We start from the raw sequence: 15,777 nt of genomic DNA, 5'->3' as shown, positions 1-15,777 counted from the left end.
AAATCGCATACGATATATTGTACAATGATGTGCTTAAGGTGGACGGTTATGACAGAGAAGCAACGATTTTTCCAATTCAGCGAGCAATGGTGTGCGATTCATATGAACGCATTTACGAACAATATAATGATGTATAGTCCCCATACCCGTGGGGATTTTTTCTTTACCAACTAGAAACAAAGCAAGTAAAATAAGAGATGAAACGGAAAAAGGAGTGTTGCATGTTGATGTGGCGATATACATATTTGATTTTTGCACTACTTGTTATATTATCTTCTTGCGCTCCTGCTCAATTATCATCGGGACATGTACAAAAGGTTGGTTTGCTCGTTCCGGATACGATCGACGATCAAGTGTGGGGAACGAAAGGATATAAAGGGTTGCTTCGTATTCAAGCGAAGTTTGGCGCTGAAGTGTTTTATCGGGAGGGTGTGAACTCGGAAGCGGCCACAAAACAGGCGGTAAAAGAGTTTCATCAAAAAGGCGTTAAGTTAATTTTCGGGCACGGAAACGAATATGGGGAATATTTTGATGACATCGCGGAAAAATATCCGAACATACATTTTGTATTTTTTAACGGAGAGGCGAAAAAGAAAAACGTCACAAGCTTCAATCTCCAAGGACATGCGATGGGCTTTTTTGGAGGCATGGTCGCAGGACATATGACGAAAACGAATAACATTGGCGTGATTGCCGCATTTGAATGGCAGCCGGAAGTGGACGGTTTTTTCGAAGGAGCGTTATATGAAAACGAAAATGCCCATGTCGACGTCGAATATGTGCAAAATTGGGATGACATAAATACAGCTTTGGAGATTGCTGAGCGGATGATCGCAGATGGCGTAGATGTCATATACCCAGCTGGCGATAAATTTAGCGTACCGATCATTGAAAAAATGAAAGAATATGGGCTTTATGCGATCGGATATGTAACAGACCAATCAGATTTAGGGGAACGAACAGTGCTGACAAGCACCGTCCAACATGTCGATGCACTATATGAACTCGTTGCGCAAAAGTTTATCGATGGGGAGTTAACGTCAGGAACGACATATGTTGATTTTCAAGACGGTGTCGTTGAACTCGGCGCGTTTAGCCCGCTTGTAGATGAATCGTTTCAACAAAAAATGACAAAAGCGATTGAGCGATATAAAAAAACGGGGAAATTGCCGAATGAGTAAATGGGTTGTCGAGTAAGCACCTCATTTTTTTATTGCACGAAACGAAAAAAGAAAGTAAAATTAGTACCAAGTAATAAAGTTTGATAATAAAAGGAGACGATATTTCCGTGAGTGCAGGAATTATTGGAATTGGACGATATTTGCCGGAACGTATTGTGACGAATAAAGAATTAGAACAACAAATGGATACGTCCGATGAATGGATTCGGACGCGTACAGGCATTGAAGAGCGGCGCATTGCGTCAGACGATATCGATACGTCCGATATGGGCTATATCGCAGCGAAGCGTGCGCTTGATGATGCGGGTATTTCTCCCGAACAAATTGATTTGATTTTAGTAGCGACGGTGACACCAGATCGCGCGTTTCCGTCTGTTGCATGTATGCTGCAAGAAAAGCTTGGTGCGGTGCGCGCGGCGGCGCTTGATGTGAGCGCGGCATGCGCAGGATTTATGTATGCCATGGTGACAGCGAAACAATTTATTGAAACGGACACGTACAAATATGTGCTCGTTGTCGGGGTAGAAAAATTATCGAAAATTGTCGATTGGACGGATCGCAACACAGCGGTGTTGTTTGGAGACGGCGCAGGCGCTGTCGTGATGGGAAAAGTGTCTGAAGGTCGTGGCATCGTGTCGTTTGAGTTAGGAGCGGATGGAACAGGTGGAAAATATTTGTATCATGACGATTATGTCGTCATGAACGGACGGGAAGTATTTAAGTTTGCCGTGCGTCAAATGGGCGAGTCGTGCATTCGTGTGTTAGAAAAAGCAGGTTTGACGAAAGCGGACGTCGACTTTTTAATTCCACATCAAGCGAACATTCGCATTATGGAAGCGGCGCGCGAACGGTTAGAGCTCCCAATCGATCGCATGTCGATTACGGTCAATAAATACGGAAATACGTCCGCTGCATCGATTCCGATTTCGCTCGTTGAAGAAGTAGAAGCTGGACGCATTCAAGATGACGATTTAATTATTATGGTTGGCTTTGGCGGTGGTTTGACGTGGGGTGCTATCGCGTTGCGCTGGGGCAAATAACGATGTATGATGAAACAAAGGAGTGATGAGTGGTGGCAAAAAGACGAGTCGTCGTCACGGGATTAGGGGCTGTCACACCGTTAGGACATGATGTGGAAACGACATGGAAAAACATCGTGGCAGGAAAATCGGGCATCGGTCCGCTTACACGGTTAAATGCGGACGATTTCCCTGCGAAAGTGGCGGCAGAAGTGAAAGATTTTCAAGTCGAACAATTTATTGATAAAAAAGAAGCGCGTAAAATGGACCGCTTTACGCAATATGCAGTTGCCGCTTCGATGATGGCAGTAAAAGATGCAAATTTACAAATTACGGAGGATAACGCTACGCGCGTCGGCGTATGGATCGGTTCAGGTATCGGCGGGATGGAAACGTACGAAGAACAATTGAAGACGTTTTTAGAAAAAGGATATCGTCGCGTCAGCCCGTTTTTCGTTCCGATGATGATTCCAGATATGGCGGCCGGACAAGTGTCGATTATGCTTGGGGCGAAAGGAATAAACTCATGTACGGTGACCGCCTGCGCCACAGGAACGAACTCGATTGGCGATGCGTTCAAAGTAATTGAACGTGGCGATGCCGATGTGATGATTACAGGCGGAACAGAGGCGCCGATTACACATATGGCGTTTGCCGGATTTAGCGCCGCAAAAGCGCTCTCGTTTAACCCTGATCCGAACACAGCGTGCCGTCCGTTCGATCAACATCGCGACGGATTTATTATGGGCGAAGGGGCTGGCATTATTATTTTAGAAGAACTTGAACATGCGTTAAAACGTGGTGCACGCATTTATGCAGAAATTGTCGGCTACGGTGCGACAGGCGATGCGTATCATATTACCGCGCCAGCACCGGGCGGAGAAGGCGGCGTCCGCGCGATGCGCCAAGCGCTTCATGATGCGAACATGCGACCAGAAGACATCGATTACATTAACGCACACGGAACGAGCACAGAGTATAACGATAAATACGAAACGATGGCGATTAAAGAAGTATTTGGTGAACATGCGTATAAACTAGCGGTCAGCTCGACGAAATCGATGACAGGGCATTTGCTCGGGGCAGCAGGGGCTGTTGAAGCGATTTTCTCCGTGTTATCCATTTATGATGGTGTTATTCCACCAACGATTAACTATGAAACACCAGATCCAGAATGCGACTTAGATTACGTGCCAAACGTTGCCCGCAAACAAGACGTGCGTGCCGTATTAAGCAACTCGCTCGGTTTTGGTGGCCATAATGCGACGATCATTTTCAAAAAATATGAAGGATGAGGCTTTCCTCATCCTTTTCACATTTTCCTTTCGTTTTTCGTATAATGCGATAACGAAAGTCCTGCGGTAATATGTCAAGGTGAAAAATCATCGAAATTGGAAATTCGATTGTCCGATGACCCGAAAAAAGGCAATACTTAAGAAGCCCAGTCTTGTCTTATGTCATTAACTGGGTTTTAATGCAAAATCAGTTAGATCGATACCCCTATCGATCTTCCCCCTTTCTTGGCGTGTAGATTTGACCGTTGCGTAGCAGCGCATCGATCACACGCACGAGTTTTCGAGCGGTGAGGACGAGGGCTCGTTTGTGTTGGTGCTTTGGTACTTCCTCATACTTCTTCCGGTAATAGGTGCGAAACGACGCATCATGCCGTTGTACCGAGTTGGCAGCCTCCACTAGGTAGTAACGGAGATAGCGATTGCCGGAACGAATGAGGGAAGTCTCCTCGGCTTGGAACCGACCGGACTGGTGCTTAGACCAAGTCAAACCTGCATACTTTGCTAAGGCGGCTTGGTTGTCAAAGCGCTCGATTTGTCCAATTTCGGCTAAGATGCCAGCGGCGTAGACCGGACCAATGCCGGGAATCGTTTGTAACGTATTTGGGATGCCTTCCAAATGGCGAGTAATCGCTTTATCTAGCTCTTTAATTTGCGCTTGAAGGCTACGGATGGATTGAATTGATAGCCCTAAAAGCAAGTCGATGGAATCCTCGACACATTTGGAAAGCCGATACGACGAACGAGCCGCCTTTTGAATGGACTTGGCGATGCATTCCGGATCGGCAAAGCGATTGCGTCCTTTTTGGCGCAAGAAGTCAGCGAGCTGTTGCACGTCCATCTGACTGATTTCGTCTAAGCTAAACGACTCGAGAAGAAGCTCTAAGATGGCATGTCCGAACACGGAGCTGTCCACCTCTTGGGTAAAGGAACTGCACTTGTAAAACAAGTGTTGGAGGAAGTACTGCTTTTCCCGAGTCAGCTGATGGACGAGATGATAGCGCATGCGCGTGAGCCGTTGAAGGGCGATAAACTGTTCTTGCATGACAGCTGTCACTTTCAAACGGCCAAAGCGAAGCCGATCGGCGATGATCCACGCATCGATGCCGTCCGTTTTATCCAAGTCAGTGTACGCTTCTTTAAATTTGCGAATGAGCTTTGGATTGATGGTAAACACCTTGACATTCCAAGACTTCAGCTCCTCCTGTTGGTGGAAAAACATCGCTGGATGCCAGCTGTAGACCGAAGTGGCTTCCATCCCGATGAGAATTTCGGATGGTTGGCGCTTGTTGGCCCACAGGAGGATTTGATCGCGAAGGAAGGTCGCGCCAAGGAGATGATTGTCCACCTTGAATTGGGCGCACGTGTTTCCTTCTTGATCCATGATACACGTGTATAAGTCCGTTGAGCTCACGTCAATCCCGACGTAGAGTTTCATGAGATCACCTCCAATCGTAGTAGGATCGTGGGGTTGGGACTCTTCGGGATGCCCCCGGACCGCGCCTGTTGACCAGTCACCCTCGCATATGAGAACTCACGTTGGGCCATGGGCTGCCTGGAAGCTGCTCCTTCCAGCATGGGAAACCAACGGGAACAGCCTGCGGGTTAGAAGTCCGAACAGGAGCCGGGGAGACAGACTTTCTAAGTAGTCAAAGCTACAGGAGAGAGAAGAGTGTCCCCGATGATCCTAAGACCATTATCCAAGAACATCGCGAAAAGTCCAACCCCGATGTAGTGCCATCCACGGGGGAGGGGCGCGCCCCTCCCCCGTGGGCAAATCACTTACACATATGCGATTGTCAAGGAGCATATCCAACTGGAAATTCGATTTAAAAATCTTTCTAAACATACTATACGAGGAGGGAGTGTTATGGGAATAATTAACACAAAAAACTGGTTTGAACATGACAAATGGCGAGAAAAAATAAAAGAAGACGTACAGCGCCATTTATTTGCGCACGGCATGGCGCGACGCAATCAACAGGAGATCATGAAACAGCTCGCTGAAAAAAATGTATGGGCGTTTGTCGCCAAAAAGTTTGCGGGGCTAAAAAAAGAGTGGAATGGGCCAGATGTGCCGATTTATATTTTTCCTGCAGATGCCACAAATCGTTCGCTCCAACATGAATTTGGCGGAAAGTCAGGCGTCGCTTTTCGCGATCAACTATTTTTGTTTTTGCTTCCTCATGTCTCGGATGAACATATTTACGCCCTCCTCATTCACGAATACAATCACGTTTGTCGTTTACATGTGGATCCGAAAGATGAACGAGAATATACGCTCCTTGACCGCATCGTCATGGAAGGATTAGCCGAACATGCGGTGTATGAGCGACTCGGAAGCGAATATGTCGCCAAATGGACGACATATTACACAGAAGAACAACTGAAGCAGTTTACGAAAAAATGGCTCGTGCTAAACTTGTCTCTTCGTCTGGACGATGCTCGTTATCGTGCCTTGTTGTATGGTTCGATGTTGTATCCACGCATGCTTGGTTACGCAGTTGGATATGAAGTGGTGAGACGAGCGCTAGCGAAAAAGACGATGACGGAGTTACTCACTATGACATCTGAACAAATTTTTTTTATGTAACGCATCGTTATGTCGCTTGTTCATACATATAGTAGTGGACAAGGGGGCTAATGTATGCGTTTCTTTTTTTATTTGCTTGGGTTTGGAATGTCGGTGATCGGTGGAACGACGATGATTGCGTATTTAAACATTATGGCATCGCGCTCAGACTGGAAAGAATATTTGTTATTTATTAGCACAAAAGTGGAGTGTTATTTTTTACCGATTGGCTTATTCATGACGTGGCTAAGCATTTTTTTCCCATTTCGTGATGATGGTTAAATTTAGGGTGAAATGGAATAAAATGAACAACCTCTGACCATACTGTGAACAAATCGTTCGAAGTGAGGGGTTATGTATGTTATATCTTCACGATGTTTGGGTGAATTGGTTTGAAGGAGAAGAAAACGGCTATAACGTTTGCCACTTTTATGAGTGGAGAAAAGATGATGCGATTGAACTGTTAGATCAAGTGCCCGTGTTGAAAGTGAGCGCGCCGTTGTTTCAATACTTAGAAAACAGCTTGGCCGAAATTCCGAAACCGTTGCTTGAAGACGTATATCAAAAAGCGTACGTGCGCAAAAACCACGAACGCATTCAACTTGATTATTGTTTTATCGCCACAGATGGTTACGGCATTATCGCCATTGATACGATTGGTTATCATATTCCGATTCGAAAAAGCCGCCTCATTCCACGTCAAGAACAGCTCGTTTATGAGATGATGAAAGAGCAAGATGTACGCATATATCCGTTTCAACAAAGTGAAAGAGAATATCACATTTTATCGCCTCATCCTGCGCTCATGAGCGGATTGACACGTAAAGAGCGGCAATTGAAACAACTGTTATTTATGGCGCTTGATCAACTATACGGAACGAAAAATGTTGCCGAAGTGCGTTATTGGTATACGGAATGGGCGCCAGAAAAGTATGCGTATATTCAACAAATGTCGTTCGAAGAAGCGTGGAACGGCTTGTATGAAGAAACGAAACATGGATGGTCGGAGCGCCATGCGCATTTGTGCGAACGTCTCGTGAAAGGACAACCGTTTTTTGAAAAACTATGGGAAATGGAACAAGAACCGAAAGTGAATTAAAAACTCAGCCCCACACGGAGCTGAGTTTTTTATCTTCTTTTTCTTCCTAAACCGATGGCATTTTCCATTTTCTTTAACATTTTGCTTGCGACTCGGTTTGCTTTTTCGGCACCTTCGTCTAAAATGTCGTCTAGTTCGGAGCTTTCCATGAGCTCATAATATTTTTCTTGAATTGGCGTTAATGTATCGATAATGACTTGGGCGACGTCCGCTTTAAATTCTCCGTATCCTTTTCCTGCGTAGCGCTCTTCTAATTGCTCAATCGATTCGTTCGCTAAAATGGAGTAAATCGTTAATAAGTTCGATACGCCCGGTTTATTTTCTTTATCGTAACGAATGATGCCTTCGGAGTCCGTCACGGCACTTTTTACTTTCTTCTCGATCGTTTTCGCATCATCAAGCAGCGTAATGTACGATTTTTGGTTTGGATCAGATTTGCTCATTTTTTTCGTCGGATCGGTTAGCGACATAATGCGTGCTCCGATTTTCGGAATGCGCGCTTCTGGGATCGTGAAAATTTCCCCGTATCGTTTATTGAATCGCTCCGCTAAATCGCGTGTCAACTCAATATGTTGTTTTTGATCTTCACCGACAGGAACGATGTCTGTCGAGTAAAGTAAAATGTCCGCTGCCATAAGCGGCGGATACGTTAACAATCCGGCGCTGACCGCTTCTTTTCCTGCTGATTTATCTTTAAATTGCGTCATGCGCTCCAATTCGCCGATGTAGGCGATGCATTGTAAAATCCAACCTGCTTGTGCATGCGCAGGAACTTCTGACTGGATAAATAACGTTGATTTGTTCGGATCGATGCCGACTGCTAAATAAAATGCAGCTAAACTGCGAATGTTTTTACGGAGCGCGAGCCGATCTTGCGGAACGGTAATCGCATGTTGATCGACGATGCAAAAGTAGCAGTTGTAATCGTCTTGCAGTTCAACAAATTGCTTCATCGCCCCGATATAGTTGCCGAGCGTAATGACGCCGCTCGGTTGAATGCCAGAAAAAATCGTCTTCATGAAATCACTCCTTTTTTTATTTTTCCAAATAAAAAAGGCTCTATCATCTGTAGGGACGATAGAACCGTGGTGCCACCCTAGTTATTGTCATGTCGACAATCACTTTGCCCATGCTTTACGCATGGCGCCTTTGTAACGGAAGGCAACCGTCCAAGCTTACTTTCGTTTCAGCTTGAATGCTCGAAAGCCCATTCCATATAACTAGCGGCTTGTTCGCACCATCCACAAGCTCTCTGAACGCCTCGTCATATGTACTATTCTTTGTCATCGCATCGGTTTTTTAAAACATTATATGGTGTTCGTTTTTTTATGTCAATAAACGTATGACAAAATGAGCGTCATGAACGTTACGAATAGCCCAGCGAAAAAAAAAGGAGCACCCCACTGCGTTTTTGTTTCATCATCATGTTTGTCTTGGGCATAATAACGCTCGACAGGTGAGCGAAACAACCGCTTAAAACTCGCGATCGTTACATCGAAAAATCCTCGTTCATAAATGAACCGTAAGCCACCGATGATGATGAGCGGTTGAGCGAGGAGAAACGAAACGTTAATAAAAGTAAGCCATCTATGTGCAGAAAAAAGTGCAACTGTTAGCGCAATAAAAAAGACGAGAACGCTTGTCACAACTAGTTTTTTCACAACTTATCCACCTTTCGTGCTTAATCGCTGTGAAGTATTATACTAAAAAAAGTGTAAATTTTCTATTTACAAATGAGAATAAAACGAATAAAATAGTCATCAAGTTGATTTTATCACATTTGTAAAAAAAACTTACATTCGTTTAAGATGTTAGAAAATTTAAAAAAAGTTTTTAAAAAATCTTTTCAAGTATACTAATTCATTGATATAATATCCTTGTGTTTCAAATCTTCTGATAAATCAGAAGATGGAAATAAATACAATAAAAAGATAAGGGGGAAACTCGCATGAAGAAAAAGCTATCTGTCTTTTTCGCTCTTCTTCTCGTCGCTTCCATGGTACTAGCAGCGTGTGGCGGCAAAAAAGAAGAAGACAAGACTGCCAATGAGGGCGAAAAGCCGGCTCAAGAAGCGCCAGCAAAAGAGCAAGTATTGAACTTGTTAGAAAGTTCGGAAATTCCTTCACTAGACACTACGTTAGCGACTGACAGCGTATCATTCCGCGTCATGAACAACGTATTTGAAGGGTTATATCGTTTAGACCAAAACAACGAGCCAACGCCAGGAATGGCTGAAAGCTATGAAGTAAGCGAAGATGGAAAAGTGTACACATTCAAACTTCGCGATGCGAAATGGTCAAATGGTGAGCCTGTAACGGCAAACGATTTCGTATTTGCATGGAGAAAAGCGCTTGATCCAAACACAGGTGCTGAGTATGCATACATTATGTACGACATTAAAAACGCTGAAGAAGTAAACACAGGAAAAGTGCCTGTTGACCAATTAGGCGTAAAAGCAATTGACGAAAAAACGTTACAAGTTGAATTGAAAAACCCAATTCCATACTTCTTAAGCTTATTAACATTCCCGACGTTCTATCCACAAAACGAGAAATTCGTTAAGGAACAAGGGGACAAGTACGGTCTTGAAGCAAACACAACAATTTACAACGGTCCGTTCGTATTAAGCGAGTGGAAACATGAGCAAAGCTTCCAATTAAAGAAAAACGAGCAATATTGGGATGCACAAACAGTTAAACTTGAAACAATTAACTTCAACATCGTAAAAGATGTAGCGACAGGTGTAAACTTGTATGAAACAAACAAAGCAGACCGCGTCGGTTTAAGTGCAGAGTTTGTTGACAAATATAAAAGCGACAAAAACTTTAAAACAAAATCTGAACCAGTATTATTCTTCATTCGTATGAACCAAAAGAATGAAGTGTTGAAAAACGTAAATGCTCGCAAAGCGATTGCGATGGGCTTCGATAAAGAAGCGATGGTTGCGACGATTTTAAATAACGGTTCTAAAGCAGCGAACTACCTCGTTCCAGAAGGATTCGTTAAAGGTCCGAACGGAAAAGACTTCCGTGAAGAAAATGGCGATTTATTGAAGTTTAACGCAGAAGAAGCGAAAAAATATTGGGAACAAGCGAAAAAAGAGCTTGGCAAAGACAAAATTACGCTTGAATTGTTAAACTACGACAATGATAGCGCGAAGAAAATCGGTGAATTTTTGAAAGAGCAACTTGAAACGAACTTACCAGGTTTAACAATTAACATTAAACAACAACCATTTAAACAAAAACTTGAGCTTGAAAGCAAAATGCAATATGATCTTTCATTTGCAGGTTGGGGTCCAGACTACAAAGACCCAATGACATTCATCGATATGTTTGTCACAAACGGTGCTCATAACCAAACAGGTTGGTCAAATGCGGAGTATGACAAACTTGTAAAAGATGCGAAAACAACGCTTGTTTCTGACTTGCAAGCTCGCTGGGATGCGATGGTAAAAGCTGAGAAAATCTTGTTAGACGAGGCAGTTATCGCGCCAATGTACCAACGTGGTTCAGCGTACTTAGAGCGTGAATACGTGAAAGGTATCGTTGATCATCCATACGGTCCAGACAACAGCTATAAGTGGGCTTATATCGAGTAATCGAAAAAGAAAGGAGAGTATATGTGCGAAAGCATATACTCTCCTTTTGCCTGCTAATCAGTAAAATTTCAAAAAGTTTTTAATTTTTAAGGAGGTGTGCGATATGGCACGATATACGTTGCAACGTCTTATTTATATGATTATTACGCTATTTATTATTGCAACGGCCACGTTCTTTTTAATGAAACTTCTCCCAGGTTCTCCTCTCCAAAATCAAGAGAAGTTATCACCAGAACAACAAAAAATCGTTTTAGAAAAGTATGGATTAAATGATCCAGTTCCTGTGCAATACGTTCGTTATTTAGGCAATTTAGTAAAAGGTGATTTAGGAATTTCCTTCCAATATGATAACCGTCCAGTAACAGAGTTGATCGGTGATCGCATTGGGCCATCGGCACAACTCGGTTTTCAAGCGCTCGTATTCGGGACAATTGTTGGTATTTTGCTCGGTGTGATCGCTGCTGTTCGCCATAATACACCAATCGACTATGGTGCGACAGTACTAGCTGTTCTAGGTATTTCTATCCCATCGTTTGTATTCGGTGGCTTGTTACAATACTACATTGGTGTTAAATTAAAACTACTTCCTGTTGCGTTTTGGGAAGGATTTGAATACACAATTATGCCAACGCTAGCATTATCCGTATCCGTTATCGCGAGCATCGCTCGTTTTATGCGTACAGAAATGTTAGAAGTGCTCGGTTCCGACTATATTTTAACAGCGCGCGCGAAAGGAATTAGCGGCTTTGGCGTCATTTTTAAACACGGATTGCGAAATGCAATGATTCCGATTATTACAATTCTTGGTCCGATGGCTGTTAACTTAATGACAGGAACACTTGTCATTGAGCAAATTTTTGCTGTCCCTGGTTTAGGGGAACAGTTCGTTCGTTCCATTAACTTAAATGACTATCCGGTCATTATGGGAACGACTATTTTCTATAGTGCGTTATTTATTTTTGTTATTTTTATTGTGGACGTGCTTTACGGCTTAATTGATCCGCGAATTCGTTTGGCGGGAGGGAAAAAATAATGACAGAAAAGCAACTATCTCCTGAGTTGTTTGAGTTAGCGACAGAACGTCAAGGTGATATGGAAAAAATTAATCGTCCAAGCTTAACGTTTTTACAAGACGCTTGGCTTCGATTAAGAAAAAATAAAGGTGCTGTTTTCGGACTAATCATGATTATTGCCATTACGTTGATGGCTATTTTTGCACCGATCATGAGCGATCGTACGTACAAACAACAAAATTTAAGTCATGCGAAATTACCACCGCGCATTCCGGTGTTAGAACATATTGATTGGCTTCCATTTAACGGAAAAGATATGAACGGCATTGATGTGTACGAGAAACGTGGCGTAAAAGAGTACTATTGGTTTGGAACCGATGACCTCGGTCGCGATTTATGGACACGTACGTGGTATGGTGCCCGTATTTCGTTATATATCGGGGTGTTAGCTGCAGCCATTGACTTGTTAATTGGAATTATTTACGGTGGTGTGTCCGGTTTTTACGGTGGGCGCGTCGACAATGTGATGCAGCGCATTATTGAAGTATTAGTCGGTATCCCGAACTTAATTGTCGTTATTTTATTTATTCTCGTATTTGAGCCGGGAATTATTTCAATAACGATGGCGATGGTTATTACAGGTTGGGTGACGATGGCGCGTATTGTGCGCGGACAAATTTTAAAGTTAAAAAATATGGAATACGTATTAGCGGCACGTACGCTCGGAGCGTCAGATGCACGCATTATCGGCAAACATTTGCTTCCGAACGTCGTTGGTCCAATTATTATTACGACGATGTTTACGGTTCCAAGCGCCATTTTCACAGAAGCGTTTTTAAGCTTTATTGGACTTGGTATTCGTCCACCAGAAGCATCGCTCGGTTCACTTGTAAATGACGGTTATAAGTCGATCCAAACGTTCCCGCATTTAATGATGATTCCAGCGTTTGTTATTAGCTTGCTCATTTTAAGCTTTAACTTATTAGCAGACGGATTGCGCGATGCGCTTGATCCAAAAATGCGTAAATAGAGGAGGTGGAACAATGGAAAAAGTGCTCGAAGTAAAAGATTTGCACATTTCGTTTGATGTGTACGGTGGAGAAGTACAAGCTGTACGAGGTGTATCGTTTGATTTGTACAAAGGAGAGACGTTGGCGATTGTTGGGGAGTCCGGATCAGGAAAATCGGTGACATCAAAAGCGCTTATGCGTTTACTACCGGTTCCTCCTGCGCGAATTAAACAAGGACAAATTTTATTAGAAGGTCGCGATTTAACGAAGCTGTCAGAGAAAGAAATGCAACGTGTGCGCGGGGCGGAAATTTCGATGATTTTCCAAGATCCGATGACCGCGTTAAACCCGACGATGACGATCGGAAAACAAATTACAGAAGTATTGTTAAAACATCAACAAATGACAAAAGCGGAGGCGAAAGCGCGCGCCGTTGAGTTGCTTGATCTTGTTGGAATTAAAGAGCCAGCGCTTCGCTTTAAACAATATCCACATCAATTGTCAGGCGGGATGCGCCAACGTGTCGTTATTGCAATTGCGCTTGCATGCAATCCGAAAGTGCTCATTGCCGATGAGCCAACGACAGCGCTGGACGTGACGATTCAAGCGCAAATTTTAGAACTCATTAAAGATATTCAAAAAAAGACAGGCACATCGATTATATTCATTACACATGATTTAGGTGTTGTGGCAAACGTAGCTGATCGTGTGGCGGTCATGTATGCAGGAAAAATTGTTGAAAAAGGAACGGTCGATGAAATTTTCTACAATCCGAAACATCCGTATACGTGGGGGCTGCTTGCGTCGATGCCAAGCCTAGAGCACGGAGACGAAGAATTGTACTCCATTCCAGGAACGCCACCAGACTTATTAAATCCGCCAAAAGGCGATGCGTTCGCGCCTCGTAATGCGTACGCGTTAAAAATTGACTATGAAATGGAGCCGCCAATGTTCCAAGTATCAGACACGCACTATGCAGCGACGTGGTTGCTTCACCCGAACGCACCGAAAGTTGAACCTCCGAAAGTCGTTCGTGAACGGATGAAAAAATTCGTTACACTAACGAACAACAAAGGAGGGAATAAGCAATGAGCGAAAAACAAAAACTCGTTGAAGTGAAAAACTTAAAACAATATTTTAAAGTCGGGAAGGGTCAAGTCGTTAAGGCGGTTGACGATGTGACGTTCGATATTTATAAAGGCGAAACGCTCGGTCTTGTTGGGGAGTCAGGATGTGGAAAGTCAACGACAGGCCGTACAATTATCGGGCTATATGAAGCAACAGATGGTGAAGTGTTGTTTAACGGGAAAAGTGTGCATCGGAAAAAGTCAGCGAAAGAAGCGAAAGAATTAAAACGAAAAATGCAAATGATTTTCCAAGATCCGTATGCGTCATTAAATCCACGTATGACGGTTGCGGATATTATTGCGGAAGGCATCGATATTCACGGCTTAGCGTCGTCGCGAGAAGAGCGCATGAATCGCGTATATGAGCTTCTTGAAACAGTCGGGTTAAATCGTGAACATGCGAATCGCTATCCGCATGAGTTTTCGGGTGGTCAGCGTCAGCGGATCGGCATTGCGCGCGCGCTCGCTGTTGAGCCGGAGTTTATTATTGCGGACGAGCCGATTTCGGCGTTAGACGTATCGATTCAAGCGCAAGTCGTCAACTTAATGAAAAAGCTGCAGCGTGAAAAAGGATTGACGTACTTATTTATCGCGCACGACTTATCGATGGTGAAATACATTAGCGATCGCATCGGTGTTATGTATTTCGGAAAAATGGTTGAGCTTGCCGATGCGGAAGAACTGTATCGCAACCCAATTCATCCATACACAAAATCGCTCCTTTCTGCGATTCCGCATCCAGATCCAGAAACAGAGCGGACGCGTAAGCGCATCATTTACGATCCGTCACAACATAACTATAAAGAAGGCGAAGATGTGCGCATGCGCGAAATTACGCCAGGTCATTTCGTTTACTGCTCTGAAGCAGAGTACGAAACATATAAAGCGATGTACAGCTAATCTCTCGGCTTTCGAGAGATTAGTTTTTTTCGTTTGATGAACTAAAGTATTATACAATATTTTGATTCGTTTGACTATTTTGTTTTTAAAAAAAGCTTCGAGACTATTTCGAAGCTTTTTTGCCACCGACCATTTTCCATCCTGTTTGCACATGTTCGCTCATCGCTGTATGTAGCCGCTTTTTTCGTCCGCCAAATATGTTTTCCCCGATGCCGTTTAAAATGACGCCCATAAGCGCCGTAATGCCGATTACTAAAATAGCGACAATCGTAAAGTCAATAAAAAATTGCGCCATACGTTTTCCCCCTTTGTTTGCCATGTCTATTTTTATTGTAGAGAAAATTTAAAATGTAAGCAATAAAAAATGAAACCATTTTGATCGGACAACCGTATAATATGTTGGGTAAAATTGAAAAAAGGTGTATCTTTCTAAACTTTTTTGTTGTATAATATACGTTGTAAAGTTTTTTAAAGTCATTTTAAAATAAGATGTGTTTTAATACAGAAAGCGAACAAAGCAACCCATAAGGGAGTGATTCACATATGGTGATCGTATATTCATCGCCAAGTTGTACGTCTTGCCGAAAAGCAAAAGCATGGTTAGAAGAGCATAACATTCCGTATAAAGAGCGCAATATTTTCGCTGAACCGTTAACGATTGAAGAAATTAAAGGCATTTTGCGCATGACCGAAAACGGGACAGACGAAATTATTTCGACGAGATCAAAAATTTTTCAAAAGCTAAATATTCAAGTCGATTCATTGCCGCTGCAAGATTTATATGAAATTATTCGCCAACATCCAGGCTTGTTGCGCCGTCCGATTATTATGGACGAAAAGCGCCTACAAGTTGGCTACAATGAAGACGAAATTCGTCGCTTTTTACCGAGAAAAGTGCGTACGTATCAATTGCGTCAAGCACAGCAACTCGTCAACAACAAAGGCTTAGCGTAAACGCTAAGC

General features: G+C 43.2%; 16 protein-coding genes and 1 other annotated feature. Of the genes, 12 read left to right on the top strand and 4 right to left on the bottom strand.

All coding sequences use genetic code 11. The annotated features are described in order from the left end of the window. Positions 1 to 227 precede the first annotated feature (227 nt). The 3 genes from NSQ23_RS11670 (at position 228) to fabF (ending at position 3,495) form a co-directional block, all read left to right on the top strand. Positions 228 to 1,181 carry a BMP family ABC transporter substrate-binding protein gene (locus NSQ23_RS11670; RefSeq protein WP_192949177.1) on the top strand — a complete coding sequence of 318 codons (954 nt, stop codon included), beginning with the start codon at positions 228 to 230 and terminating at the stop codon, positions 1,179 to 1,181. 107 nt (positions 1,182 to 1,288) lie between these two features. After that, positions 1,289 to 2,221 (top strand): beta-ketoacyl-ACP synthase III, encoded by a 933-nt coding sequence (locus NSQ23_RS11665; protein ID WP_339170857.1) that lies wholly within the window; start codon positions 1,289 to 1,291, stop codon positions 2,219 to 2,221. Between the two features lie 32 nt (positions 2,222 to 2,253). Next, a complete protein-coding gene (gene fabF / locus NSQ23_RS11660) occupies positions 2,254 to 3,495 on the top strand; it encodes a beta-ketoacyl-ACP synthase II (RefSeq protein ID WP_339170855.1) in 1,242 nt (413 codons plus the stop codon). A gap of 205 nt (positions 3,496 to 3,700) precedes the next feature. Here the strand turns inward: fabF and NSQ23_RS11655 are convergent, their stop codons facing one another. Further along, complete coding sequence (locus NSQ23_RS11655; RefSeq protein ID WP_339170721.1) at positions 3,701 to 4,930, bottom strand: IS110 family transposase; 1,230 nt, start codon at positions 4,928 to 4,930, stop codon at positions 3,701 to 3,703. Positions 4,931 to 5,362: 432 nt separating this feature from the next. On the opposite strand from NSQ23_RS11655, the gene NSQ23_RS11650 reads away from it, so the two are divergent. From NSQ23_RS11650 to NSQ23_RS11640, 3 genes are all read left to right on the top strand, one after another. Beyond that, positions 5,363 to 6,085 (top strand): DUF2268 domain-containing protein, encoded by a 723-nt coding sequence (locus NSQ23_RS11650; protein WP_339170853.1) that lies wholly within the window; start codon positions 5,363 to 5,365, stop codon positions 6,083 to 6,085. A gap of 54 nt (positions 6,086 to 6,139) precedes the next feature. Then, positions 6,140 to 6,346, top strand: coding sequence for a hypothetical protein (locus NSQ23_RS11645; RefSeq protein WP_006318836.1), 207 nt, complete (start codon positions 6,140 to 6,142; stop codon positions 6,344 to 6,346). 76 nt (positions 6,347 to 6,422) lie between these two features. Continuing rightward, positions 6,423 to 7,163, top strand: a complete 741-nt coding sequence (locus NSQ23_RS11640) for a YjbA family protein (protein WP_339170851.1) — start codon at positions 6,423 to 6,425, stop codon at positions 7,161 to 7,163. A 29-nt stretch (positions 7,164 to 7,192) separates the two neighbouring features. On the opposite strand, the gene trpS is transcribed toward NSQ23_RS11640, so the two are convergent. Both trpS and NSQ23_RS11630 read right to left on the bottom strand, forming a co-directional pair. Continuing rightward, on the bottom strand, positions 7,193 to 8,182 hold the full coding sequence (gene trpS / locus NSQ23_RS11635) for a tryptophan--tRNA ligase (RefSeq protein ID WP_339170849.1): 990 nt from the start codon (positions 8,180 to 8,182) through the stop codon (positions 7,193 to 7,195). A gap of 48 nt (positions 8,183 to 8,230) precedes the next feature. Then, positions 8,231 to 8,459: a binding site (T-box leader), on the bottom strand. Positions 8,460 to 8,494: 35 nt separating this feature from the next. Further along, the gene (locus NSQ23_RS11630; protein WP_192954053.1) at positions 8,495 to 8,824 is read right to left on the bottom strand and encodes a DUF3899 domain-containing protein; all 330 of its coding nucleotides are present in this window, start codon (positions 8,822 to 8,824) and stop codon (positions 8,495 to 8,497) included. A 287-nt stretch (positions 8,825 to 9,111) separates the two neighbouring features. On the opposite strand from NSQ23_RS11630, the gene NSQ23_RS11625 reads away from it, so the two are divergent. The 5 genes from NSQ23_RS11625 (at position 9,112) to NSQ23_RS11605 (ending at position 14,814) form a co-directional block, all read left to right on the top strand. Next, on the top strand, positions 9,112 to 10,764 hold the full coding sequence (locus NSQ23_RS11625; RefSeq protein WP_339170847.1) for a peptide ABC transporter substrate-binding protein: 1,653 nt from the start codon (positions 9,112 to 9,114) through the stop codon (positions 10,762 to 10,764). Positions 10,765 to 10,867: 103 nt separating this feature from the next. Then, on the top strand, positions 10,868 to 11,797 hold the full coding sequence (gene opp3b / locus NSQ23_RS11620) for an oligopeptide ABC transporter permease (protein ID WP_064221105.1): 930 nt from the start codon (positions 10,868 to 10,870) through the stop codon (positions 11,795 to 11,797). Then, positions 11,794 to 12,807, top strand: a complete 1,014-nt coding sequence (gene opp3C / locus NSQ23_RS11615) for an oligopeptide ABC transporter permease (RefSeq protein ID WP_035018837.1) — start codon at positions 11,794 to 11,796, stop codon at positions 12,805 to 12,807. Before opp3b ends, opp3C begins: the two co-directional genes overlap by 4 nt. Before the next feature lie 13 nt (positions 12,808 to 12,820). Continuing rightward, on the top strand, positions 12,821 to 13,879 hold the full coding sequence (locus tag NSQ23_RS11610; protein ID WP_064221106.1) for an ABC transporter ATP-binding protein: 1,059 nt from the start codon (positions 12,821 to 12,823) through the stop codon (positions 13,877 to 13,879). After that, positions 13,876 to 14,814, top strand: a complete 939-nt coding sequence (locus NSQ23_RS11605) for an ATP-binding cassette domain-containing protein (RefSeq protein WP_339170845.1) — start codon at positions 13,876 to 13,878, stop codon at positions 14,812 to 14,814. Before NSQ23_RS11610 ends, NSQ23_RS11605 begins: the two co-directional genes overlap by 4 nt. A 103-nt stretch (positions 14,815 to 14,917) precedes the next feature. On the opposite strand, the gene NSQ23_RS11600 is transcribed toward NSQ23_RS11605, so the two are convergent. Further along, entirely contained in the window at positions 14,918 to 15,109 is a 192-nt protein-coding gene (locus NSQ23_RS11600; RefSeq protein WP_064221108.1) for a hypothetical protein, read from the bottom strand. Positions 15,110 to 15,357: 248 nt separating this feature from the next. Between NSQ23_RS11600 and spxA the strand changes: the two genes are divergently transcribed. After that, positions 15,358 to 15,768, top strand: coding sequence for a transcriptional regulator SpxA (spxA, locus tag NSQ23_RS11595; protein ID WP_004891816.1), 411 nt, complete (start codon positions 15,358 to 15,360; stop codon positions 15,766 to 15,768). Positions 15,769 to 15,777: the final 9 nt, after the last annotated feature.

Origin of the sequence: Anoxybacillus sp. FSL W8-1294, assembly GCF_037965005.1 — a bacterium.
Lineage (GTDB): Bacteria > Bacillota > Bacilli > Bacillales > Anoxybacillaceae > Anoxybacillus > Anoxybacillus flavithermus_G.
The sequence above is the reverse complement of the archived record's forward strand: the minus strand, read 5'-3'. Positions and strand labels throughout refer to the sequence as shown.

Bases quoted from the DNA above. Each gene is read 5' to 3' on its own strand.
- opp3b (WP_064221105.1), top strand. From the start codon at position 10,868: ATGGCACGATATACGTTGCAACGTCTTATTTATATGATTATTACGCTA.
- NSQ23_RS11670 (WP_192949177.1), top strand. From the start codon at position 228: ATGTGGCGATATACATATTTGATTTTTGCACTACTTGTTATATTATCT.
- NSQ23_RS11650 (WP_339170853.1), top strand. From the start codon at position 5,363: ATGGGAATAATTAACACAAAAAACTGGTTTGAACATGACAAATGGCGA.
- NSQ23_RS11610 (WP_064221106.1), top strand. From the start codon at position 12,821: ATGGAAAAAGTGCTCGAAGTAAAAGATTTGCACATTTCGTTTGATGTG.
- trpS (WP_339170849.1), bottom strand. From the start codon at position 8,182: ATGAAGACGATTTTTTCTGGCATTCAACCGAGCGGCGTCATTACGCTC.
- NSQ23_RS11605 (WP_339170845.1), top strand. From the start codon at position 13,876: ATGAGCGAAAAACAAAAACTCGTTGAAGTGAAAAACTTAAAACAATAT.
- NSQ23_RS11600 (WP_064221108.1), bottom strand. From the start codon at position 15,109: ATGGCGCAATTTTTTATTGACTTTACGATTGTCGCTATTTTAGTAATC.
- NSQ23_RS11655 (WP_339170721.1), bottom strand. From the start codon at position 4,930: ATGAAACTCTACGTCGGGATTGACGTGAGCTCAACGGACTTATACACG.
- NSQ23_RS11640 (WP_339170851.1), top strand. From the start codon at position 6,423: ATGTTATATCTTCACGATGTTTGGGTGAATTGGTTTGAAGGAGAAGAA.
- spxA (WP_004891816.1), top strand. From the start codon at position 15,358: ATGGTGATCGTATATTCATCGCCAAGTTGTACGTCTTGCCGAAAAGCA.
- NSQ23_RS11625 (WP_339170847.1), top strand. From the start codon at position 9,112: ATGAAGAAAAAGCTATCTGTCTTTTTCGCTCTTCTTCTCGTCGCTTCC.
- NSQ23_RS11645 (WP_006318836.1), top strand. From the start codon at position 6,140: ATGCGTTTCTTTTTTTATTTGCTTGGGTTTGGAATGTCGGTGATCGGT.